The sequence below is a fragment of the Microcoleus sp. w1-18aA5 genome (assembly GCF_036701705.1).
GTDB lineage: Bacteria > Cyanobacteriota > Cyanobacteriia > Cyanobacteriales > Microcoleaceae > Microcoleus.
Map to the genome: position 1 here is coordinate 1 of NZ_JAUPTE010000039.1, position 21594 is coordinate 21594.

The 21594-nt window shown below is 47.3% G+C and carries 35 protein-coding genes; 4 read left to right on the forward strand and 31 right to left on the reverse strand.

The features are described from left to right. The first annotated feature begins 223 nt into the window (after nucleotides 1-223). The gene (locus Q5691_RS15605) at nucleotides 224-601 is read left to right on the forward strand and encodes a DUF433 domain-containing protein (RefSeq protein WP_333345548.1); all 378 of its coding nucleotides are present in this window, start codon (nucleotides 224-226) and stop codon (nucleotides 599-601) included. Further along, entirely contained in the window at nucleotides 601-993 is a 393-nt protein-coding gene (locus Q5691_RS15610; protein WP_333147654.1) for an ACP S-malonyltransferase, read from the forward strand. Before Q5691_RS15605 ends, Q5691_RS15610 begins: the two co-directional genes overlap by 1 nt. 215 nt (nucleotides 994-1208) lie before the next feature. On the opposite strand, the gene Q5691_RS15615 is transcribed toward Q5691_RS15610, so the two are convergent. Next, the gene (locus Q5691_RS15615; RefSeq protein ID WP_333345550.1) at nucleotides 1209-1994 is read right to left on the reverse strand and encodes a GUN4 domain-containing protein; all 786 of its coding nucleotides are present in this window, start codon (nucleotides 1992-1994) and stop codon (nucleotides 1209-1211) included. An 88-nt stretch (nucleotides 1995-2082) separates the two neighbouring features. Further along, nucleotides 2083-2346: a hypothetical protein gene (locus Q5691_RS15620; RefSeq protein ID WP_333310933.1), complete on the reverse strand. Its 264-nt coding sequence runs from the start codon at nucleotides 2344-2346 to the stop codon at nucleotides 2083-2085. A gap of 247 nt (nucleotides 2347-2593) precedes the next feature. On the opposite strand from Q5691_RS15620, the gene Q5691_RS15625 reads away from it, so the two are divergent. Beyond that, on the forward strand, nucleotides 2594-3403 hold the full coding sequence (locus Q5691_RS15625; protein WP_333345552.1) for a pentapeptide repeat-containing protein: 810 nt from the start codon (nucleotides 2594-2596) through the stop codon (nucleotides 3401-3403). 41 nt (nucleotides 3404-3444) lie between these two features. Here the strand turns inward: Q5691_RS15625 and Q5691_RS15630 are convergent, their stop codons facing one another. Both Q5691_RS15630 and Q5691_RS15635 read right to left on the reverse strand, forming a co-directional pair. Further along, the gene (locus Q5691_RS15630) at nucleotides 3445-3810 is read right to left on the reverse strand and encodes a helix-turn-helix transcriptional regulator (protein ID WP_333212623.1); all 366 of its coding nucleotides are present in this window, start codon (nucleotides 3808-3810) and stop codon (nucleotides 3445-3447) included. Nucleotides 3811-3854: 44 nt separating this feature from the next. Continuing rightward, nucleotides 3855-4145 carry a helix-turn-helix domain-containing protein gene (locus Q5691_RS15635; RefSeq protein WP_199297830.1) on the reverse strand — a complete coding sequence of 97 codons (291 nt, stop codon included), beginning with the start codon at nucleotides 4143-4145 and terminating at the stop codon, nucleotides 3855-3857. Nucleotides 4146-4383: 238 nt separating this feature from the next. On the opposite strand from Q5691_RS15635, the gene Q5691_RS15640 reads away from it, so the two are divergent. Beyond that, entirely contained in the window at nucleotides 4384-4821 is a 438-nt protein-coding gene (locus Q5691_RS15640; protein ID WP_333345555.1) for a hypothetical protein, read from the forward strand. Nucleotides 4822-4836: 15 nt separating this feature from the next. Here the strand turns inward: Q5691_RS15640 and prfA are convergent, their stop codons facing one another. The 27 genes from prfA to rpsS all read right to left on the reverse strand — a co-directional run bounded on the left by prfA (nucleotide 4837) and on the right by rpsS (nucleotide 21503). After that, nucleotides 4837-5931 (reverse strand): peptide chain release factor 1, encoded by a 1095-nt coding sequence (gene prfA, locus Q5691_RS15645; RefSeq protein WP_333345557.1) that lies wholly within the window; start codon nucleotides 5929-5931, stop codon nucleotides 4837-4839. A gap of 321 nt (nucleotides 5932-6252) precedes the next feature. Beyond that, nucleotides 6253-6561: a 50S ribosomal protein L31 gene (gene rpmE / locus Q5691_RS15650; protein WP_333059812.1), complete on the reverse strand. Its 309-nt coding sequence runs from the start codon at nucleotides 6559-6561 to the stop codon at nucleotides 6253-6255. A 314-nt stretch (nucleotides 6562-6875) separates the two neighbouring features. Next, nucleotides 6876-7286, reverse strand: a complete 411-nt coding sequence (gene rpsI, locus Q5691_RS15655; protein ID WP_106147490.1) for a 30S ribosomal protein S9 — start codon at nucleotides 7284-7286, stop codon at nucleotides 6876-6878. Beyond that, nucleotides 7286-7741 carry a 50S ribosomal protein L13 gene (gene rplM / locus Q5691_RS15660; RefSeq protein ID WP_015178725.1) on the reverse strand — a complete coding sequence of 152 codons (456 nt, stop codon included), beginning with the start codon at nucleotides 7739-7741 and terminating at the stop codon, nucleotides 7286-7288. Before rplM ends, rpsI begins: the two co-directional genes overlap by 1 nt. 146 nt (nucleotides 7742-7887) lie before the next feature. Further along, nucleotides 7888-8730, reverse strand: coding sequence for a tRNA pseudouridine(38-40) synthase TruA (gene truA / locus Q5691_RS15665; RefSeq protein ID WP_333212626.1), 843 nt, complete (start codon nucleotides 8728-8730; stop codon nucleotides 7888-7890). Nucleotides 8731-8759: 29 nt separating this feature from the next. After that, nucleotides 8760-9110 (reverse strand): 50S ribosomal protein L17, encoded by a 351-nt coding sequence (rplQ, locus tag Q5691_RS15670; RefSeq protein ID WP_242719721.1) that lies wholly within the window; start codon nucleotides 9108-9110, stop codon nucleotides 8760-8762. A gap of 125 nt (nucleotides 9111-9235) precedes the next feature. Beyond that, complete coding sequence (locus tag Q5691_RS15675; RefSeq protein WP_332958426.1) at nucleotides 9236-10180, reverse strand: DNA-directed RNA polymerase subunit alpha; 945 nt, start codon at nucleotides 10178-10180, stop codon at nucleotides 9236-9238. Between the two features lie 174 nt (nucleotides 10181-10354). Further along, on the reverse strand, nucleotides 10355-10753 hold the full coding sequence (gene rpsK / locus Q5691_RS15680) for a 30S ribosomal protein S11 (RefSeq protein WP_006634980.1): 399 nt from the start codon (nucleotides 10751-10753) through the stop codon (nucleotides 10355-10357). Nucleotides 10754-10837: 84 nt separating this feature from the next. After that, nucleotides 10838-11221: a 30S ribosomal protein S13 gene (rpsM, locus tag Q5691_RS15685; RefSeq protein ID WP_006634981.1), complete on the reverse strand. Its 384-nt coding sequence runs from the start codon at nucleotides 11219-11221 to the stop codon at nucleotides 10838-10840. A gap of 83 nt (nucleotides 11222-11304) precedes the next feature. Then, nucleotides 11305-11418 carry a 50S ribosomal protein L36 gene (gene rpmJ, locus Q5691_RS15690; RefSeq protein ID WP_015178722.1) on the reverse strand — a complete coding sequence of 38 codons (114 nt, stop codon included), beginning with the start codon at nucleotides 11416-11418 and terminating at the stop codon, nucleotides 11305-11307. 368 nt (nucleotides 11419-11786) lie between these two features. Further along, entirely contained in the window at nucleotides 11787-12011 is a 225-nt protein-coding gene (gene infA, locus Q5691_RS15695; protein WP_006276978.1) for a translation initiation factor IF-1, read from the reverse strand. Nucleotides 12012-12304: 293 nt separating this feature from the next. After that, nucleotides 12305-12889: an adenylate kinase gene (locus tag Q5691_RS15700; RefSeq protein WP_333310945.1), complete on the reverse strand. Its 585-nt coding sequence runs from the start codon at nucleotides 12887-12889 to the stop codon at nucleotides 12305-12307. Nucleotides 12890-12894: 5 nt separating this feature from the next. Next, complete coding sequence (gene secY / locus Q5691_RS15705) at nucleotides 12895-14199, reverse strand: preprotein translocase subunit SecY (protein ID WP_333082087.1); 1305 nt, start codon at nucleotides 14197-14199, stop codon at nucleotides 12895-12897. 102 nt (nucleotides 14200-14301) lie between these two features. Continuing rightward, nucleotides 14302-14748: a 50S ribosomal protein L15 gene (gene rplO / locus Q5691_RS15710; RefSeq protein ID WP_006634984.1), complete on the reverse strand. Its 447-nt coding sequence runs from the start codon at nucleotides 14746-14748 to the stop codon at nucleotides 14302-14304. A gap of 145 nt (nucleotides 14749-14893) precedes the next feature. Further along, complete coding sequence (gene rpsE / locus Q5691_RS15715; protein WP_190745441.1) at nucleotides 14894-15442, reverse strand: 30S ribosomal protein S5; 549 nt, start codon at nucleotides 15440-15442, stop codon at nucleotides 14894-14896. Between the two features lie 162 nt (nucleotides 15443-15604). Continuing rightward, nucleotides 15605-15967, reverse strand: coding sequence for a 50S ribosomal protein L18 (rplR, locus tag Q5691_RS15720; protein ID WP_333101803.1), 363 nt, complete (start codon nucleotides 15965-15967; stop codon nucleotides 15605-15607). A gap of 2 nt (nucleotides 15968-15969) precedes the next feature. Further along, the gene (gene rplF, locus Q5691_RS15725) at nucleotides 15970-16518 is read right to left on the reverse strand and encodes a 50S ribosomal protein L6 (protein ID WP_333345559.1); all 549 of its coding nucleotides are present in this window, start codon (nucleotides 16516-16518) and stop codon (nucleotides 15970-15972) included. Between the two features lie 123 nt (nucleotides 16519-16641). Beyond that, a complete protein-coding gene (gene rpsH, locus Q5691_RS15730) occupies nucleotides 16642-17046 on the reverse strand; it encodes a 30S ribosomal protein S8 (protein ID WP_332978141.1) in 405 nt (134 codons plus the stop codon). Between the two features lie 22 nt (nucleotides 17047-17068). After that, nucleotides 17069-17614 (reverse strand): 50S ribosomal protein L5, encoded by a 546-nt coding sequence (gene rplE, locus Q5691_RS15735; protein WP_333082089.1) that lies wholly within the window; start codon nucleotides 17612-17614, stop codon nucleotides 17069-17071. A 164-nt stretch (nucleotides 17615-17778) separates the two neighbouring features. Next, nucleotides 17779-18141, reverse strand: coding sequence for a 50S ribosomal protein L24 (gene rplX, locus Q5691_RS15740; protein WP_333212630.1), 363 nt, complete (start codon nucleotides 18139-18141; stop codon nucleotides 17779-17781). 1 nt (nucleotide 18142) lies between these two features. Beyond that, complete coding sequence (gene rplN / locus Q5691_RS15745) at nucleotides 18143-18511, reverse strand: 50S ribosomal protein L14 (RefSeq protein ID WP_006634991.1); 369 nt, start codon at nucleotides 18509-18511, stop codon at nucleotides 18143-18145. Between the two features lie 116 nt (nucleotides 18512-18627). Beyond that, a complete protein-coding gene (gene rpsQ / locus Q5691_RS15750) occupies nucleotides 18628-18876 on the reverse strand; it encodes a 30S ribosomal protein S17 (protein WP_006634992.1) in 249 nt (82 codons plus the stop codon). 37 nt (nucleotides 18877-18913) lie between these two features. Next, nucleotides 18914-19228 (reverse strand): 50S ribosomal protein L29, encoded by a 315-nt coding sequence (gene rpmC / locus Q5691_RS15755; RefSeq protein ID WP_333212632.1) that lies wholly within the window; start codon nucleotides 19226-19228, stop codon nucleotides 18914-18916. A 160-nt stretch (nucleotides 19229-19388) separates the two neighbouring features. Beyond that, on the reverse strand, nucleotides 19389-19808 hold the full coding sequence (gene rplP, locus Q5691_RS15760) for a 50S ribosomal protein L16 (protein ID WP_333082091.1): 420 nt from the start codon (nucleotides 19806-19808) through the stop codon (nucleotides 19389-19391). 114 nt (nucleotides 19809-19922) lie between these two features. Then, nucleotides 19923-20651: a 30S ribosomal protein S3 gene (gene rpsC, locus Q5691_RS15765; protein WP_242719701.1), complete on the reverse strand. Its 729-nt coding sequence runs from the start codon at nucleotides 20649-20651 to the stop codon at nucleotides 19923-19925. Nucleotides 20652-20765: 114 nt separating this feature from the next. Further along, the gene (gene rplV, locus Q5691_RS15770) at nucleotides 20766-21125 is read right to left on the reverse strand and encodes a 50S ribosomal protein L22 (protein WP_006634996.1); all 360 of its coding nucleotides are present in this window, start codon (nucleotides 21123-21125) and stop codon (nucleotides 20766-20768) included. Between the two features lie 96 nt (nucleotides 21126-21221). Then, complete coding sequence (rpsS, locus tag Q5691_RS15775) at nucleotides 21222-21503, reverse strand: 30S ribosomal protein S19 (RefSeq protein ID WP_006634997.1); 282 nt, start codon at nucleotides 21501-21503, stop codon at nucleotides 21222-21224. Nucleotides 21504-21594 lie beyond the last annotated feature (91 nt).

Sequence of the window (21594 nt, forward strand, 5' to 3'; positions counted from 1 at the left end):
AATATGGCTCAAGCCCAACGTCTGGCGGGATTTGGCCTTAAACTAATTAAGGAGTTGTTTAGAATGAAATAGCCCTGTATACTGCTTATGGGGTTCCTTATAGGGAACATCAGCAAGAATCTTTGAAAGTATGATGGAGTGGAAGGGCTTTGAATGGAAGGGCGAGAATTTATGAGTCGATACAGTAAGGTAAAATGAAGATAATCCCTTAAAGGTTACAACTATGACTTCGGTATCAAGCGGAAAATCATCAACCATTATTCGCACCGAGCGCGGACTCACGATCGCAGGTACGCGGATTACACTTTATCAACTGATGGATTACATCTGCGCTGGCTATCCACCCAAGCTAATCCACAATCAGTTTTACATAACCGACGAACAATTCAACGCAGCAATGTCCTATATTGAAACAAATCGTACTGAAGTAGAGGCAGAGTATCAAATAGTTTTGCAACAGGCAGAAGAAATCCGGCAGTATTGGGAAGATCGCAATCGCGATCGACTCGCTCAGATTGCAGGAATGCCGCCAAAGCCCGAGCGACAGGCAGCTTGGGCAAAACTTCAGGCACGAAAAGCTAGACTTGCTGTATCAAGCTGATGATTTTTATAATTGACCATAATATTGAGGGGCAAGCTCTCATGCTTTTTGGCAGCATAACTGCCGGAGGTTGGCTTGATTTACTATCGATTCGCTTCGTGATTTTTGAAGAAGTTCAGTTACCAATTAATAGTAGCGATCGAATTGTTTGGCGATTTGCTCAAGATAACCAGATGATTCTGCTGACAGCAAATCGCAGTATGAAAGGAACAGATTCGTTAGAGCAAGTTATTCGTGAAGAAAGTTCACCAACTTCGCTACCTGTTGTTACTCTCGGAAACATCGATCGAGTGGCTGAGCGTGACTATCGGGAGCAATGTGTCGATCGCTTGATTGAGCTTGTACTTTACATCGAAAACTATATAGGAGTTGGTCGGATTTTCATTCCTTAACACTGTCGGCTTTAAGGGACGATTGAGCGATCGCGCTTTTTCTTATTTGTTAAGGGCGATCGGGCTTTAAAAACTTTTAAAGCAGGCGATGGGAGAAGGTTGTAGAAAGGTGAGGGTGATGAGGTGCGATCACTTTTAGGAGTGAAGGGGCGATCGTAACTCAATTCCATGTTCTTTACAAGTATGTCAACAAGTTTATGTTACAAAGCTTTTGACTACAGAGCAATACCGCAAATTGAAAACCTATTCAAGACATAGAGGGAGACAGCTTGATTCAGGCTTTTTGACGGATTATATAATCCTCCCTCCCCATAATTTGCTGTGGGAAGATGCCCATATGGAGCTTCGATTGCAAAAGTAAGATCGTTATAATCTATTGTATTACCGTCACTGCCGTCACTGAATTTAGTGTGCCATCCTATGCGTTTAAGGAAGTTATGGCTTAATGTACAAGAAGGTTGCTGAACAAATCGGCTGCTATAATTTCGACTTCCACTTGTTTTGTCAGACAGAATGGATAGTTCATCCTCTCCTAATTCTGATATAATTCGTCTTTGTACACTAAACCCAAAGCGACCATTACTATATTTAAGCCAAAGTCGATCTATAGTACAAAGGTCTTCACAAGGTACGTGTTCGGCTGCTGCCGGGTTGAACCGACTTTCACTAATAACGAGATCATATTCTTCAGACGCCAATTTTTTATGGGCTGTTACAGCAGATACCCTGATCATCATCTTCCCTGTTTCTTCGTCAGCTTCTTTCCATTTGCCCTCTGCTAGTAGGTCACGAAGGTGTGTGTAGTTATAGTGAATAGACACGCTGCTGTCAAGTGATATTACTTCAAGATTTGAATAATCTACTTGATTAGTGTAATTCTGGCTTGATGCTTTACTAGCTTGAGTCCTACTCGATGCCTTACTAGCTTGATTACTGCTTGATGCTTGTGACACCACGAAGTAGACAACTACAGCCAGCACAATTAAAATTAAAATCCACATTGATACTTTCCTTGATTAGGTAATCAGGGGAATTGCCACTCAATCCCCTGATGGTTGTGTCTACTGGTAAAAATTAATCAAAATTGCTTTATCCGCCATAATTACCGCTACCATAGCCTGTTTCTTTAGCTATCTCTAGCATAGTCGATTGACTTGATTTTACTTTTTTTAGTTCCCTTTCTACTCTCTCTCTTTCTGCCTGGTCTGCTATTCCGATTTGCTCTTCAAATTGAGCTATTATTGTCGAGTTGGGAATATCCGAAACCTGTGAGGGGGATAAAATTCCTTGAGCCAAAGCCAAAGTAGCCATAATATTCCGAATAGTCTCGGCAAGGTTGTATGGTAAACTCACTTTTGTTAACTCCTATGCTACGGTAATTTGTAAATATGAACGCCAGCCATTTGCTGACATTTAAGTATTATAATGAGTCAACTTCATCTTTGTCAGTGATCAAAAGTGACAAAAAGTTAGAAATAGTAGCAACATCTTGGAGATTGTGCTAAAATCTATCCACAGCAATGTGCGCGCACGGTCAAAGTGTCATAAACCATGCCAGCACAACCTCAACTCGGACACTACCTTTAAGAGGATTTAACCTATGACTGTGGATGAAGCTCTCGCCATTGTCGAAACAGTCCTAGATGACGACGAACAGTTAAACGACGTGCAAGAGCTAATCTTCAAACAGTCCTGGGAAGGCAGACAGTCTTATGAGGAAATTGCTAAACTTTCTAAATATGATGATGAATATATTAAAGCGGCTGGCTATAAACTCTGGAAGTTACTCTCAGACGCTTTTAAAGAAAAAGTAAAAAAAAATAATATTAAAGCAGTTATAAAACGATACTTGCGGCGACATCAAGTGACATTACATCGAACTCAAGTAATTGGAGTTAATCTCAGCGGTGCTAACTTAAGCGGAGCAAAACTATCATTTGCAAATTTAAGTGAATCAGATTCATCAGCAGATTTACACGGTGCAATTCTATCTGATTATCATACAGTATCAGATGAAATTATCAAGGCTGAAGATGCACATAACCAGGGAATATTGTCGAGCATAAGAGAACGCATTTATCACTGGAATGATTTGCGCTTTCACAGCCAAGAACAAGTAAAAATAGCCGAAGCGCTCGATCGCACAAACACCCTCTTTTTCCCCAACTCCAAAGCCCGCCTCACAACACCCGCAGGCCGACAAAACCAAGAACCAGATTTCCTCATATTTCACCAAGGCAAATGGGGTATTCTGGAAATATGGCATCCCGACACAGAAAAAGATGAAACGCGCGATCGCCTGTTTGCATCTCACGGTATCAGTATCATCCACTATTGCGACGCTAACAGATGCACAGAAGAACCCGATCGCATTGTCCAAGAGTTTTTAGACATATTGAGTCAGGGATAGGGCGAGTGCTTTTTTCATAAGGGCGATCGGGCAAACACCGCTCAACTATATTTCCCTGAAGACTCAGCAGCATTAGCCAGCCGCTCCACGCCCGCTCGGACAATTACCGCCAAATCTGCGATCGGCATACATTGAATTTTTTTAAGCAAGTCGTTGGTATTGACAGGTTCCGGCATTGGCTTGCCTTCTAGATGGGCCATTAACTCTTCCATCGTAAAGCCCGCTCTTGCCGCAATCTGCGTCAAATTTTTCGTATCCGGGAGCACTTGTCCTTTTTCCCAATACTGAACAGCAGCCCCAGAGACTCCCAACAGTCTGCCAAAAGCGCTAAAACTCATGGAGCCACGCGCTAGCTTAACAACTTCGCTCAGTTTTTTCCTAGCTTCTGCGTCCACAGTATTAGTCACCAGATAAACACAACTCCTAGTTTACAGATAAATCTATCTAATACTCATTCCCCAGCAGCTTCAGCCGATGCAGCGAATCTATCCGCTACAGCTTTGCCAATTAGCGCCACCTGACTCAGAGGCAAAAACTGAATTTTTTTGACAATATCGTTAATTTCTGGGGCTTGCGAGACTGGATTGCCATCCAAAAAGCTGAGAAACTCTTCCAGCGAATAACCAGCTCTCGCAGCAATTTTAGCCAAGTTTTCCGTTTCTGGAACAGTATCGCCCCTTTCCCACAATTGCACAGCAGTCGCAGAAACCCCCAAAAGCTTGCCAAACGCTCGTTGGCTCATAGAGCCACGGGCCGTTTTGATAATTTCACTAAGTTTTTGTCTATTTTGGATGTTCACGACTTAAAAGCTACTCGACCGTACCTATAAGTAAACTGGTCAGTTTATAAATCATTATCATTTAACGATTGAATCGTTTACTTGTCAGGGTTGACACACAAGTAAGTTTACTCTAAAATTAAAAGTATAAATTTAGTACCGCTGTATCGGAGTACCCCTCACGATTTAGGAGTCCGAAAAAATGACTAATAGACGCACACGCAGGACACGCAAGACAAGCCACACACGCCAGAGCCTTACAGCCTCCGGTTGGCTAAAACCCAAGTGCTGGCAAATCTCCAAAATAGAAGCAGCCGAAGCCCTGAGAATGCCCGTCAACCGCATAGTCAAAGTTTACCCCAAACAACATCAAGTAATAGTTGTTTACCTGAACAAGAAAGGACAAAAATGCAGTTCCTTTTTCAGCTACAGACTATTTGCCAGATGGGAACAAGAGGCGATCGCAGCAATTGCCAGTTGTCGAAACCAGCAAATCCTAGCACCCCTAGAAGTCATTGTACAATACGACCTCGAACATTTCAAATATCCAGTGGCGATCGCCGATGTAATTTGGGAAGCCCTACTCAACCAGATATCCCGCGTAACAAGGGCACTGAGGCTGAGCAAACAATGCGCCTAGCCCCCCATCACTCCATCAATTAGTAGAAGCAGCCAACTCAACCAAACGTTCCTGCTGATCCTGAGAAATGCAAGTTTGAATAATCTCCTCAATATCCCCTTCCAAAACACTATTGAGCGAGAAATTCTCCCCCAAACGGTGGTCCGTAGCCCGATTGTCCTTATAGTTGTAGGTGCGAATCTTCTCCGATCGCGAACCAGTACCAACCTGAGCCAAACGCCGCGACTTCACCTCATCCTGCTGCTCCCGCAACTTCATCTCATAGAGCTTAGCCCGCAAAATCTGCATCGCCCGCTCCTTATTCTGCAACTGACTGCGCTCCTCAGTACAGAAAATCCGAATTCCCGTCGGCTTGTGAAACAAATCCGCCGCAGTTTCCACCTTGTTCACGTTTTGGCCGCCAGCACCGCCCGATCGAGCCGTGCTCATCTCAATATCCTTCGGATCGATGTGAATCTCCACATCGTCAACCTCCGGCATCACAGCCACCGTCGCCGTCGAAGTATGCACCCGGCCGCCAGCCTCAGTCACAGGCACTCGCTGCACCCGGTGTACCCCAGCCTCAAACTTCAGCTTGCTGTAAACGCTGTCGCCCGTAACTTCCAGAATCACCTCTTTAAAGCCGCCCATTTCCGCCAGCGACTCGCTCACCAACTTCACCTGCCAGCCTTGAGTTTGAGCGTAGCGCGAATACAGCCGCAGCAAATCTCCCGCCCAAATACTAGCCTCATCTCCGCCAGTACCCGCCCGAATTTCCAGCATAATATTCTTGTCATCGTTCGGGTCGCGGGGGAGCAGCAAAACCTTCAAACGACTTTCCAAATTCTCCAGCTTCGACTCAAGTTCCTGAACTTCCAGCGCAGCCATTTCTTGCATATCTCGATCGCCCGCGGCTTCCTTGAGAACCTGTCGCGTGCTCACCAAATCTTCCTGAGTGGTTTTCCACAGAGCAAAAGTATCGACCACTTCCTCCAAGGACGATCGAGCTTTCGCTACCCGTTGAAACTCTTGATTGTCCCTAGCCACATCCGGGTCAGCCATGCGGCGAGTCAGCTCATTAAAAGTTTGCTCTACCGACTTCAATTTATCCAGCAAATAAGATTCAGCCATTGTCAGTTGTCCTTTGTCAATCGATTTTAGATTTTAGATTTTAGATTTTAGATTTGAAGCACAGTTGGTATAGAATCTCGATCGAACTCAACTGCCAGCCGTAGCAAGTCTTCAATCTCAACTCTCCAATGCGAGGGCGGATCGATTTTAGATTTTAGATTTTAGATTTTAGAACTCAAGAGCAGTTAGGATCGAACTCTACTCGATCGAAGTCAACTGCCAGCCGTAGCAAGTCTTCAATCTAAAATCTAAAATCCGAGGGCGGTAAGTTGCCAGTAGAAAGAACTACTCTCAACAAACTGCGGACAAATGACAATCCGGCTACTTCTTCTTTTTGCCTTTACCAGCAGCCTTAGCAGCATCTGCTTTCGGATCTTCCATTTTCAGCGGTCCAGAGGAAGCATCTGCCTTCGGCATTTCTACCTCGGTCATGCCGTATTTCCGCATAAAGCGCTCCACACGACCTTCAGTATCAATAATCTTCTGAGTGCCAGTATAAAAAGGATGATTTCCCGACCAGACATCAACTTGAAGCTTTGGTCTAGTGGAACCCACAGTCATCACGAGTTCCCCGTTGCAATAAACCTGAGATTCGGGATACCACTCAGGGTGAATGCCATCTTTTGCCATTGTTTTTTACTCTCTAATTTTTGACTTTACAACCATTTTAGCTGCCGCAGGACTTCTAAACCAACAACAGCACCAATTTTGTCTTATACCTTTTGGAACCAGGAATCAGGAATCGGAAATAAACTTGAAAAAAGGCAGATAAAATCTGAATGATTCTTGCCTTTTCTTCCTTCCTTCCTTCTTCCTTCTTCCTTCTTCCTTCTTCCGTCAATCCGTCAATCCGAACATCCGTTACATCCGTTAAAAAATCCGTTGCCGAACTTCCATTACATCCGTTACATCCGTTAAAAAATCCGTTGCCGAACTTCCCTCGATTACCGCTTCGAGTATTGAGGAGCTTTGCGAGCTTTCCGCAAACCGTACTTTTTCCGTTCTTTGGCCCGCGGGTCGCGAGTCAAATAGCCCTCAGTCTTCAGAGGCTTGCGGTTGTCCGGGTCTAATTGACAAAGTGCTCTAGCGACACCTAGGCGAATCGAGTCAGCTTGACCTGTCAAGCCACCGCCTTCGACTTTTACCAAAATGTCGTACTCATTTTCCAGACCCAAAGTTTCCAGAGGGGCTTTAGCCAGAGCCAAATAAGTAGGATTGAATTGCAGGTACAAATCCCCCTCTTTACCATTGACAGTCAGTATGCCAGTGCCGGGAACCAAGCGCACCCGCGCTACTGAACATTTGCGGCGACCGGTACCCCAGTACACAGCGCGGCCGGTATCTGTTGCTTGCATTACTCATTTCCTCCCGGAATCGTGTGAACAATTAATTCTTCTGGTTTTTGAGCTTGGTGCGGGTGGTTGGGGCCAGCGTACACCTTCAGTTTAGTAAACAGTTGTCTGCCCAGAGAAGTGTGAGGCAGCATTCCTCGTATAGCTTCTTCGACAATTCTTTCGGGCAAACGTGCTTGCAATTTGGCAAAAGTTTCTGTTTTCATGCCGCCCGGTCTTCCAGAATGGCGGCGGTAGATTTTCTGGGTGCGTTTTTTGCCAGTAACAGCGATTTTGTCAGCATTGATGACAATTACGAAGTCGCCGGTATCCATAGAAGGAGTGTAAGTCGGTTTGTGTTTCCCCCGGAGGTACATGGCAACTTCAGTTGCCAGACGGCCCAGCCGCTGGTCGGCGGCATCGACCACGTACCACTTGTGCTCTAGGGAGTCTTGAGTAGGGACGTAAGTTTTGTTCATTGTTTATGGTGAGTTGTCTATTAACTGTTAACTGTTGTTAGTTGTCAGTTGTCAGTTGTCAGTTGTCAGTTTTTAATTGTTAGTTGTCCTTAGTTTTTTATTAGTAGTTACCTAATGACTAATGACTAATGACTAATGACTAATGACTAATGACTAATGACTAATTTTGGCTGAGTGTCGTACCAGACCTCTGGGGGAAAGGGAAATTCTGAATAGCCAACCCGCAGCAGGCACAAACCTTGAGCGGGGGCGGCATATTTTACCATTTCTCGGCGTTCGTTGACCCAGATATCTGTGAAATTGTCGATCTGCCTTTCCCCTCGACCCACCTGCACCAGCAACCCCACCAGCAGCCGCATCATCCCGTACAGAAACCCGCTTGCCTGAACCTCTATATAGATAAGAGGCCCAGAACGCTGACACTCTGCCGCTTGTACGTCCACCCAGGAATGGGGGCGGGCAGAACCAGCGCGGTGGAAAGCAGCCAGGTGATGCCGCCCGATGAGCGGTGTCAATGCTGTCTGAATCAAAGATTCATCCACAGGAGCGTGATAGCAGTGCCAAGCAAAAGGACGCACAAACAAATTAGGTGTCGGGTCTGTATAAAGGGTGTAGCGATAGCGCCGCCAACTGGCTGAGAACCGAGCGTGCCAGGTAGGTTCCACCTTTGCCGAAGCTCGAATTAAAATATCTTTTGCCAGTCGAGAGTTGAGAACGCTTGCCCAACGGTGAGCCGGAATTGGGCCGTGGGCGTCAAAATGGGCTACTTGAGCAGCAGCGTGAACTCCCGCATCGGTTCTCCCAGCAGCGTGCAGCGTTACCGGGCGTTCCAGAACAGTCGATATTGCTGTTTCAATTTCTTCTTGTACTGTACGTTGGTTCGGCTGTCGCTGCCAACCGTGAAAGTTAGTGCCGAGGTATTGGATTACTAGAGCAACGCGCTGTATCGATTGGGGATTTTCGATTGGGGATTTTGGATTGTCAGTCATAAATCAAAAATCTCCAACCCAAAATTGAATTAAACCAGTTCAACGATCGCCATTTCGGAATTGTCTCCCTGACGGGGGACTGTTCGCACGACGCGGGTGTAGCCGCCGTTGCGCGATCCGTACCGTTCTTGTGCCGCCTCAAACAAGGCGTGTACTAACTGTTTATCGTAGATATAGCCCATAGCTTGGCGGCGAGCGGCCAAGGAGCCATCTTTCGCCAGGGTAATCATCCTGTCCGCCTCTGAGCGCAGCGCTTTGGCGCGGGCTAGAGTGGTAGTGATTTTACCGTGGCGGATTAATTCGGTGGTCAGCGAGCGCAGTAGGGCGCGGCGCTGGTCAGCCGGTTTGCTGAGTTGGGGAACGCGACAGCGGTGACGCATAGCAGTTGGTAATTGGTAATTGGTAATTGGGTGCCGGGATAGTCCGCGAGTTTTGAGCGGTGAATTCTTTAACTTAAAAACTCACCTACTTAAAATTCAAAACTTTTTGACCCGTTACCCGTTGATTAACTTTTAGCTGATTTTTCCTGTGGCAAGGTAATGCCCAAGCGTTTTTGTAAAGCTTCAATCACTTCTTCTGCAGACTTCTGCCCGAAGTTCTTGATCTCGAGCAAGTCTTCTTGGGTATAATCCAATAAGTCTGCGACTGAGTTGATCTGAGCCCGCTTGAGACAGTTGTAAGCCCGGACGGACAACTGCAATTCTTCGATCGGAATTTGGCTAGTAGGATCGGCTTCACCGGGATACTCTGGTTTTAGAGAATCTTGGGTGATGTCTTTGAGAGGTGCAAATAAATCTACCAGGATGTGGGCAGATTGACTCAAAGCTTCTTGAGGCGTCACACTGCCATCAGTCCAGATTTCCATAATCAGCCGGTCTTTCTCGACCGTGCCGCCTACCCTAGCATCTTCAACGCTGTAGTTGACTCTGCGAATCGGCATAAAGATGGCGTCAATTTGGAGAAAATCCAAAGCCGATCCATCATCGCGACTGCGGTCTACTGCTCGGTATCCGATGCCTTTTTCAATTCTGAATTCCATTTCCAGAACTGAGCCGGGCGAGAGAGTTGCAATGTACTGGGAGCGATCGATCAATTCCACCTCTGAGGGCAAATCGAATCGATCGGCTGTAACTGTGACAGGCCCCTCAATCCGCAACCTTCCGATTTGCGGCTGCTGAGAATGAGTTTTGAGAACCACCTCTTTCATGTTCAGGAGAATTTCTAGAACATCCTCACGTACCCCTTCGATCGTGGCAAACTCGTGATTGACGCCCGCGATTCGGACTGAAGTTACTGCTGTTCCTTCCAAATTTGACAGCAAAACTCGCCGAAGCGCATTCCCAACAGTTGTTCCTTGACCGCGATCGAGCGGTTCCAGGACAAATTTTCCGTACTGACTGCGGTCTTTGTCAGTGTTAGACTCTATACATTCAATTTGAAACTGCGCCACGGAGTGACCTCCCTTTTCCACTTTGGATTTTTGATTTTGGATTTTAGATTGCAGAGCATACCCCTGAACGGATTTCGGATTTTGGATGGACGGGGCAACAGTTAGAACCATTAGTTTTTGACTTTAAGCAGTTAGCCATTATCCAAAATCTAAAATCTAAAATCTCAAATCGTTTTAGACTCTACGCCGCTTGGGAGGGCGACAGCCGTTGTGAGGAATTGGGGTAACATCTCTAATCAGGGTGATTTCCAGTCCCGCCCCTTGCAGCGCCCGGATTGCAGTTTCTCTACCTGCTCCCGGCCCGCTGACCATTACTTCTATTTGGCGCATTCCTTGGTCGTTGGCTCTGCGGGCCGCACTTTCTGCTGCTGTTTGAGCTGCAAAGGGAGTTCCCTTTTTAGCTCCTTTAAAACCGCTAGAACCTGCCGATGCCCAGGATATGACTTCGCCGTTGAGGTCGGTAATAGTTACTATCGTGTTGTTAAAGGTAGACTGGATGTAGCCTACCCCATTGGGTACATTCCGTTTCTGCTTTTTTGCACCAGATTTCTTGCCTGTTTGTTGTCGCGCCATATTAGTCTCTTTAACGTTTCTCTCAACTAATGTCCCGAAGCGCTAGGAGCCAGCAGCCCCCAGCGTATTTTTCCCAAAAAGATGTTACTTCTTGGAAGGTGCCTTTTTCTTGCCCGCAACTGTTCGGCGGACGCCACGACGGGTTCTGGCGTTGGTACGGGTTCGTTGTCCCCGCACCGGCAGACCCAAACGGTGACGCCTACCGCGATAAGTTCCGATGTCCATCAGGCGCTTGATGTTCATTGACTCCCAGCGCCGGAGGTCTCCTTCGATTTGGTATGTGGTTTCTACATGAGCCCGCAGAGCTGTCACGTCGGCCTCTGTTAAATCCTTGACGCGAGTGTCAGGATTTACGCCTGTTGCAGCGATAATTTTTTGGGCCCGCGACAAGCCTATTCCGTAAATGTATGTCAGACCTATTTCGACGCGCTTATCGCGTGGAAGGTCTACCCCGGCAATCCGTGCCACACTTTTTGTCTCCCTAGTTTTCCTGTTTGGCTACAATGTTCAATTAGGATGCACCTGCGTGCAGTGCCCAATCTTCGTTTTTTCTAACCTTGGCGTTGTTTGTGTTTCGGGTTAGTGCATATCACCATCACTCGACCGCGACGGCGGATGACGCGACATTTCTCACAAATTTTTTTGACAGATGCTCGAACTTTCATCTTTCTTCCTGCCTGGAGAACCCCGCTCTACCGGAGAGCAGGCACGCTGGGACTGCCCGTAGAGCGGTGGGAGGAGAGGCTGGGCAAGGTGTAGACCTCTCCTCGATTAAATTGTATAAAGTGCGGGTTGTTTCATGAAGGAGCCCGCTTGCACCCACTCCCATTGCTGGGTAAAGTTCGCCTGTGCCAGAGTGTTGGCGAGCGATACTTTTACGGTGTAACAATGACTTAACCCGGTACATCGGTAGGTTGTTGACGCCCTTCTCGGCAACACTACAAACGTAGCATTATAGCATAAATTTGAAGCTTTTTACCAAATTCTCTCTAAATTAAACTTAGAATTAGTTTTTAGAAAGTTTTATCTAAGCCTATTTTTTCCGAAGGCGATAAGTAATCCTGCCTTTGGTCAAGTCATAGGGAGTCAATTCTACTTTGACGCGATCGCCAGGCAGAATTTTGATGTAGTTGCGGCGGATCTTGCCGGAAATGTGAGCCAGCACGTTAAACCCGTTATCTAGGTCAACGCGAAACATCGCATTGGGCAGGGATTCCGTCACTGTCCCTTCCATTTCAATTAAATCTTGCTTAGACAATTTGGTATTTACCTCAACTCTACATTTGATTAACTAGGAGTGTCCCGGCGTTGGTCTCAAAACCTATTTACTGGTAGGAGTCAAACGGGAACGGGGGGCAATAATTAGGGCGACTCGATCGACTTAAAGACTCAATTAACCGCTCACTTTGGCTTTCCTTGAGTAAAGTTCTGGCAATTAGTATCGAGTTCAATCCTGTTTCTAGCAACCCTCACAAAACCTGATAGCACAAAAAGCTCCTAGTTAACATATCTTAGCAAAAGCTGGTGAGTAACAAGCTGTATTGAGAGGGTTCAAGAGTCGCCACAGAGAGATTGTTGGAGTTCTGCGGTGACTAATTCCATTGCTCGATCGCCATCAACCGCAACTAATTGTTGACGGCCGCTGTAAAAATCAATCAAAGGCTCAGTTTGCTCGCGATAAACTTGCAACCGGCGGCGGATCGTCTCCTCATTGTCATCCTGGCGGCCCCGCGACAGCAGGCGAGACACCAAAATGTCGTCAGGCACGTCGAGATTAACAGCTTTGAGACCAAATTTCGGGTTTGATGTACTCTCCTCGGCACCGCTAAGCTCCTGCAGCAGTTTGTCTAAAAACGTTGCCTGGGAAACAGTGCGGGGAAAGCCGTCGAGAATCCAGCCCGCATTCGCGTCCGGTTCATTCAAGCGTTCCTGTACGATATCCATCAGCAATTGGTCGGGAACCAACTCACCCCTGTCCATGTAAGCTTGCGCCTTTATGCCCAAGGCAGTTTTAGCCACCACGCAGGCGCGTAGGATTTCGCCCGTAGAAATGTGGGGTATTTTCCAAAGAGCGGCTAATATCTGAGCCTGAGTTCCCTTTCCCGCCCCTGGAGGCCCCATGAAAATAAATTGCATTACGATTACTTCACCATTCCTTCATATCGCTGCGAGATGACGTAAGTTTGAATTTGCTTAGCAGTTTCGATCGCCACACCTACTAGAATCAGTAGGGAAGTTGCGCCAAAACCTCTAAAAGTTTGCACACCGATCGCGCTTTCTACAGCAGTTGGTACAATAGCCACCAGACCGAGAAAAATCGCTCCCAAGAAAGTCAAACGGTTCAAAACCTTCTCCACATAATCACTCGTTTTCTGACCCGGACGAATTCCAGGAATGCTAGCGCCCATTTTCTTCAAGTTCTGAGACATATCTACGGGGTTTACAATCAACGAAGCGTAGAAATAGCTGAAGAACAGAATCAAAGTTAGATAAAACAGCGCGTAAGCCCAAGGGGCAGGGCCGTTCGGACTCAAAACATTAGCAACTTGAACCAAAAACGGGTTATTGAGAGACTGAGCGAGGAAAGAAGGCACAATCAACACCGAAGATGCAAAAATAATCGGCATCACTCCGCCTTGATTCAAGCGCAGGGGCAGATAACTCCGGCTCTCCCGATAAACTTTGCGGCCGACTTGGCGACGTGCCGAAATAATCGGAATGCGGCGAGTACCTTCCTGAACAAAAACAATCCCAACAATCGTTACCAAAAAGACCAGCAGCAGAACGACTACGCGGCCGACAACTTGCGTGTCCCCACTTTGAGCCAATTCAAAAGTTTGTCCCAAAGAGCGCGGCAATACCGACACAATATTGATAAAAATCAGGAGCGACGCTCCGTTCCCGATACCTCGTTCCGTCACCACTTCCGATATCCACATCACAAACATTGAGCCGGCTGTCAGAGCCAAAGCAGTTTGTGCTATGAATAAAGGCGCTGGAGATTGAGCAAAAGGGCTGACCCAAATCGCAATGCCAATACTTTGCAGAATTGCCCAGCCCAATGAAACGTAGCGAGTAATTTGAGAAATTTTGCGTCGCCCTGCTTCTCCTTCATTTTTCTGCAAGTCTTCTAAGCTTGGCAGAGCCGCAGTTAGAAGTTGCACAATAATTGAAGCATTAATGTAGGGCAAAATCCCCAACGCGAAAATCCCCAACGCTGACAAGCCGCCTCCGGAAAACAAGTCCAGAAAGCCAATTAAAGGGCTATTTTGGACGTTTTGGGCAAAGGCGACTCGATCGATGCCGGGGACTGGCAAGTGGACACCCAGGCGTACTAAAATCAGTAAGCCAACGGTTACGAGGATGCGGCCTCGCAAACCAGCAGCTTGAGCCATCTGCATGAACGTCTCTTGTGCAGTTGGCGCTTTCTCTCTACTAACGTCCATAGTTACGATTTTGGATTTTAGATTTGGGATTTTCGACTAAATCATTTTCTGATAGCAAGCTTGAGGATTTGAGATTTGGACAGACTCTCAAACCTCAAATCTTCACGCAACTAATTCGCAACTTCCGCCTGCAGCTTCAATTTTGGTGCGAGCACCTGCGGTAAAAGCCGAGGCGCGCACTTGCAAAGGTACATTCAGTTCGCCATCTCCTAAGATTTTCAGCGGCCCGTCGTCTGTGGTGACAATTTTTGCTTGGATCAGAGAGGTGAGAGTAACTTCGGTGTTTGCTGGCAGCGATGCTAATTTACTCACATTAATGGTAGTGTACTCTTTCCGGTTCACTAGAGGGAAGCTTTTCAACTTGGGGAGACGGCGGTAGAGAGGATTTTGACCTCCTTCAAAACCGGGTCTAGTGCCGCTACCGGCTCTAGATTTTTGACCGCGCATCCCTTTGCCGGAGCTCGCGCCTTGACCGGCAGAAATACCTCTGCCCAAGCGTCGGGGGCGCTTTTGGGAGCCTGCTTTGGGTCGGGCGTCTTGCAATCTCATAGTTTTAGTAATTGGTAATTGGTAATTGGTATTTAGAGAGGGGTATGCAGTAGTTTTGAGTGCGTGAGTTTTAAGTTGCGGATTTTTTTATTTTCACCGCAAGCACTTAACACTCAAAACTTACAGTTTCCCATTCTCGCGTGCCCTAACCGTAGAGATTTTCTACTGGAATTCCGCGCTCTTGAGCAACTTCGGACAAGGTGCGGAGGGTGGAGAGGGCATTGACTGCGGCTCTGGCGTTGTTTAAGGGATTTCCAGAACCTAGCTGTTTGGCTAAGATGTTGCGGACTCCTGCTAGTTCGAGAACAGTTCGCACTGCTCCCCCTGCAATTACCCCGGTTCCTGGAGCGGCCGGCCGCATCATCACTTTAGCTCCGCCACCGTCACCGTTGATGGGGTGAGGGATGGAGTTAGATTTGGTGAGGGGGACTTCAATTAGGTGCTTTTTGCCGTCAGCGACGCCTTTTTTAACGGCACCGATTACGTCGCTAGCTTTGCCGACTCCTACTCCAACTTGACCGCGTTCGTTGCCAATAATGACTATGGCGCGGAAGCTGAGTTTTTTACCACCTTTGACTACTTTGGTAACGCGCCGAATCTGAACAACCCGTTCTTGCCATTCGGATTCTTTTTCGCGCCCTTTGTTGTTGCTGCTGCTTTTTTTCTTGTTGCGCTGTTCTTTTTGTTCTGCCATAGTTTTGTCCTGTGGGAATTAGTAATTGGTGAAAGGCGATCGGCAAGTGGTAATTGTTTGAGTAAAAAGTAAAAATAGAAGAAATCTGGATTTTGCCTTTTAACTTTCAACTTTTGACTTTTTACTTTTTAATTACTCATTACCCGCTACCCATTACCCCCTCTAGAAGTCTAACCCCGCTTCGCGAGCTGCTTCTGCGAGGGCTTTAACACGACCGTGATAGAGGTTGCCCCCCCGATCGAATACGACTTTGACTATGCCAGCGCTGGAACAGCGTTTGGCAATCAACTGACCGACTTGCACGCTCGCGGAGCAGTTGCCGCCAGAACTGAGAGTTGACTTCAATTCGGGATCGAGGGTTGACGCGGCGGCCAAAGTGTGCTGGGCGGTGTCGTCGATTACTTGAGCGTAGATGTGCTGATCTGAGCGAAATACCGCTAGTCTGGGACGTTCGGAGGTGCCGAACACCTTGCGCCGAACACGGCGGTGTCTGCGCTGGACTGATTCTTTGCGAGTAAGCTTCATTGTTACTTCTTACCTGTTTTGCCTGTTTTACCAGCTTTGCGCCGGACGACTTCGCCGCTGTAGCGAATGCCTTTGCCCTTGTAGACTTCGGGCGGACGCACCGCGCGGATGCGGGCTGCTGTATTGCCTACGAGTTCTTTGTCAATGCCGGAGACAATGACGTTGGTGTTGCCTTCAACTGCCATTGTGATGCCTTCGGGAGGGGGCATTTCAACGGGTTTGCTGTAACCGACGTTTAAAATCAGGTTCCGTCCTTGAACCTGTGCCCGATAACCTGTGCCGATAATTTCGAGACGCCGCTGAAAACCTTCTGATACACCTTCGACCATGTTGGCGACTAGGGTGCGGCACAAGCCGTGCAGTTGTCTGGCGACGCGAGATTCGTCTCGGCGGGTAACGAGTAAAGTCTCGCCTTCAATCCCCATGATGATTTCGGCTGGAATCACTCGGGAAAGTTCACCTTTGGGCCCTTTGACGGCTACTTTTTGGCCGTCTAGGGTGACGGTGACTTTCGTGGGGATGCTAATCGGACGCTTGCCAATTCGCGACATAGTTTTTTTGTCCTTTGTTTTTAGTTATTAGTCCTTGATTATTAGTGCTTAGTTATTAGTCCTTAGTTATTGATTTTTGAGTCTCTTGCCAACGACCAGTGACTAATGACTAATGACTAATGACTACCAAACATAACAAAGCACTTCACCGCCCAAACCTTGGCGTCGAGCTTCTCTATCCGTCATAATGCCACTGGAGGTGGAAATAATGGCTATGCCAATTCCGCCTAATACTCTGGGCAATTCTTTACGGTTCGAGTAAACGCGCAGTCCTGGTTTGCTGACTCGCTTAAGTGCCGTGATAATGGGCTTGCGAGTTTTACCTTTGTACTTTAGAGAAAGCACTAAATGTCGCTTGATCCCTTCTGGTTCTGCTTCTTCAAATTCGCTGATAAAGCCTTCACTTTTGAGGACTTGGGCGATGCTGCGGGTCATTTTTGTAGCTGGAATTTGCGTTGTTTGGTGGCGCGCCATGCAAGAATTGCGAATGCGCGTCAACATATCTGCTATGGTATCGTTAGCTGCCATCTTTTGCTTCTTACTCTAGTGCTTAGTTGTCCCGGAACGGCATTCCCATTTCTTTAAGCAAGGCGCGTCCTTCTTCGTCGGTGTTTGCTGTGGTGATAATTGAAATGTCCATGCCTCGAATTTGATCGATGCGGTCATATTCTATTTCTGGAAAAATTAGCTGTTCTCTCAGACCCAAGCTGTAGTTGCCGCGTCCGTCGAAGCTTTTGGGGCTGATGCCGCGGAAGTCGCGAATTCGGGGGAGTGCGAGGTTGATCAGCCGATCGAGAAAATCGTACATCCGATCGCCGCGCAGCGTCACCATAACGCCGACGGGTACTCCTTTGCGGATTTTGAAGCCTGCGATCGCTTTTTTCGCCCGCGTTACCACTGGTTTTTGCCCGGTGATGATGCTAATTTCGTTGATCGACGAATCCAGTGCCTTAGCGTTTTGAGATGCTTCTCCCAAACCTCGGTTCACTGTGACTTTGACGAGTTTGGGCACCTGATGGATATTAGTATATTTAAACTGATCCATCAGTGTGGGAACGATTTTTCCTTGATAAAGAACTTTGAGTTTGTCCGGCATAGTTTTTGTGTTTCGTTAACTGTCCCTGGGCTTGGTCAGGGAATTATTAGTTGTCAGTTGTCCGTTGTCAGTTGTCCGTTGTCAGTTGTCCGTCCGTTGACTGTTGTCAGGAAAGCATTTGTCTAATGACTGATGACTGATGACTAATGACTGATGACTAATGACTAATTATCGAGGATTTCTCCAGTTTTTTTGAGCTGTCGCAGTTTCCGGCCATCTTCGCTAAATGTATAGCAAACGCGGCTAGCTATTTTTTCTTTTTCGGAATAGTGCATGACATTTGAGCTGTGAATGGGAGCCTCAAACGTCAGTATTTTCCCGGACTCTCCCTCTTGCTGGGGCTTGACGTGCTTTGTTCTGATGTTTACACCTTTAACAATTACTTTACTGACTTTAGGATATGTCTTTAAGATTTCTCCGACTTTTCCTTTCTCTTTGCCAGTAATTATTTGCACGGTATCGCCTGCTTTGACGTGCATTCTGTAGCGCTGCGGCTCGCTAGTTGGTTTACCCTTTTTTCCGTACATTTTAAAGTACCTCCGGGGCTAAGGAAACGATTTTAGTAAAGTTTTTGTCGCGCAATTCGCGGGCGACGGGGCCGAAGACGCGAGTGCCTTTGGGGTTGCCGTCTACGTTGATAATAACGGCGGCGTTATCGTCAAAACGAATGCTCATGCCACTGTCGCGGCGCAAACCTTTGCGGGTTCTGACAATGACAGCCCGAACGACATCGGATTTTTTGACGGCCATATTGGGGATGGCGTCTTTGACGACGGCAATGATGACATCGCCGACTCCGCCGTAGCGACGGTTGCCGCCTCCCAATACGCGGATGCACATCAGTTTGCGGGCTCCGCTATTGTCGGCGACATTGAGGTATGTCTGGGGTTGAATCATGGTGATTGTTGACTGTTAACTGTTGACTGTTAACTGTTGACTGTTAACTGTTGACTGTTGACGACTAATTGATTAATCAAGTACCGATCGGGCGATCGCGATATCGCAATTAACTGTTAGCCGTTTTTTGTCCCGAAAATCTCAGCAACCGTCCAACGTTTGGTTTTGCTCAGTGGGCGAGTTTCAGTGATGCGGACACGATCGCCCGATTTGCACTGATTTTCTTCGTCATGAGCTTTGTACCGCTTGGTGCGGACTACGATTTTGCCGTATTTGGTGTGGGAGGAGCGGTTTTCGATTGCTACCACGACGGTTTTATCCATCTTGTCGCTCACTACTACGCCAACTCGTTCTTTAATTGCCATAGCTACCTATTTTTGTTGTGCAATTGACTATTTTTAGCTACTGTGCGATCGTCGGCTCGGCTGCTTCTGACTCTTGGCTGACTGCTGCGGTTGCAGCAGGCTGTCCTACCTGTTTAGATGCGGCTAATTTTGCTGCTGCAGCTTCTTTCTCAGCAACGATTTGGCGCTCGCGTTCAACTGTCATCAATTGAGCTAGCCGGTGTTTGGCGTGCTTGAACAGGTGAGGCTTTTCCATGCGGCCCGTAGCTTGCTGAAGCCGCAATTCCATTAGTTGGCGCTTGACGGCTAAAATTTGCTCTGCTACTGCAGCATCGCTTAATTCTCTAGCTTCTTTAATCTTGGTCAAAGACATAATTGTGTGCTTTCTCGTTAGCGAGCGGTATGACAGAAGACAGAATTGTCTCGCTTGGCTGAAGGTCGAAGGAAAGAAAAGTTATGAAAGCCAGATTTTAAATTGCTGTAGCCGTTTAAAATGCTGATTAATACAGACCTAATTCTACCTTCGCTCTTCGCTATGACTGGTCTTCTTCGCGAGTGATGAACTTGGTTTTAATTGGTAATTTGAAAGATGCCAAACGCATTGCTTCGCGGGCAGTTTCTTCACTTACGCCGCCAATTTCAAACATTACCCGGCCGGGTTTGACAACGGCAACCCAAAACTCAGGATTACCTTTACCGGAACCCATCCGGGTTTCTGCTGCCCGCTGGGTGACTGGTTTGTCGGGAAAAATGCGAATCCAGATTTTGCCGCCCCGGCGGATATAGCGGGTCATGGCGCGCCGTCCGGCTTCTATTTGGCGAGAAGTGATCCAGGCAGGTTCGACAGCTTGGAGCGCGAAGTCGCCAAAGCTAACTGTATTGCCGCGGGTGGCAATACCGCTCATTCGCCCGCGCTGTTGTTTGCGGAATTTCGTTCTTTTAGGGCTTAACATGGCTTTGGGAGTTGGGTAATTGGTAATTGGTAATTGGTAATTGGTGATTGCTAATTGCTAATTGGTTTGGAACAACTCACACTTAACAAATGACAACTAACAGTTAACAATTAGCTAGCCTTCGTTCGATCGATCTTCAAAGTTCTGGCGGCGGCGCTTTTGTTTGGTGCGGGGCACTGCTGCATTTGGTGCAGCCTCTTGTTCCTGTCCGGGAATAATTTCGCCTTTGAAAACCCAAACTTTAATGCCCAGAATACCGTAGATGGTTTGAGCAGTGCAGTAGGAGTAGTCGATGTCTGCCCGCAGCGTGTGCAAGGGGACTCTTCCTTCCCGTGTCCATTCGGTACGGGCAATTTCTGCACCGTTGAGGCGTCCACTGACTTGAATTTTGATGCCTTGGATGCCGACTTTTTGGGCGCGGGTGATTGCTTGGCGGACGACTCGGCGGAAGGATACGCGCCGTTCTAGTTGCTGAGCGATGTATTCCGCGATCAATGTGGCATCGGCGTCTACTCGCTGGACTTCGACGACGTTGATGCGGATTTGGCGGTTGCTACCGAGTTGCTGCTGCAAACCGACGCGCAAGGTTTCGATGCCTGCTCCGCCCCGGCCTACGACAACGCCTGGTCTGGCGGTGAACACTTCTAGGTCGATTTGATCGGCTTTCCGCTCAATTCTGACCGAGGAAATCCCAGCATTGCTGAGGGTTTTACGAACGTACTTGCGAATTTTATAGTCTTCTTGCAAGAGTTCTGGATAGTTTTTGGGATCAGCAAACCAGCGAGAGCGGTGCTCTTGGGTAATGCCGAGGCGAAAACCAATTGGATGTATTTTTTGGCCCATAATAGTTGATGAGTTAATTGGTAATTGGTAATTGGTAATTGGTAATTGGTAATTGGTGATTACCCATTTTTTTCAACTTTAAGCTGTTTATTACCTCTTACGTTCTTCCCTGGTTTAGTTTTCTACAAGCGGAGCTACTACTACGGTAATGTGACAGGTTGGCTTGCGGATTTGGTAGGCGCGACCTTGAGCGCGAGGTCTAAAGCGTTTGAGGACTGGGCCTTGGTCTGCGTAAGCTTGAGAAACTACCAGCTTGGATTTATCCAATCCTGCGTTGTGTTCGGCGTTTGCTACTGCCGATCGCAAAACTTTGACGATTGGTTCGCAGGCGCGGTAGGGCATGAATTCGAGTAAAATCAGCGCTTCTTGGTAGCTTTTGCCGCGAATTTGGTCGAGGACTCGGCGCACTTTGAAGGGGGATGTTCTGATGTAACGGGCGATCGCCTTAATTTCGGATGTGGTATCTATAACCATTTCGATTGGGTAATTGGTAATTGGTAATTGGGAAAAAGGTAATTGGTAATTGGGAAAAAGTTTGTCCGATCACCTATTACCTGTCACCTAATTCGGCTATCTTTTTGCCTTTTTATCACCACTTTTCGCGTGACCTCTAAAGGTGCGAGTGGGGGAAAATTCTCCGAGTTTGTGACCTACCATTTGGTCTGTGAGGTAGACGGGTACGTGCTGTCTGCCGTTGTGAACGGCGATCGTGTGGCCTACCATTTGGGGCAGGATTGTGGAAGATCGCGACCAAGTTTTAATTACTTGTTTTTGGCCGGCGGCGTTGAGTTTTTCGATTTTTGTCATCAGAGCATCTGCGACAAAAGGCCCTTTTTTTAGCGATCGAGACATGATTTTTGTAATTAGTAATTAGCAGTTGGAATTGAATTGGGAAGAAAGTCGGAGGAATAAAAGAGCGCGGAAAACTTTTTTGTTGTTCCTT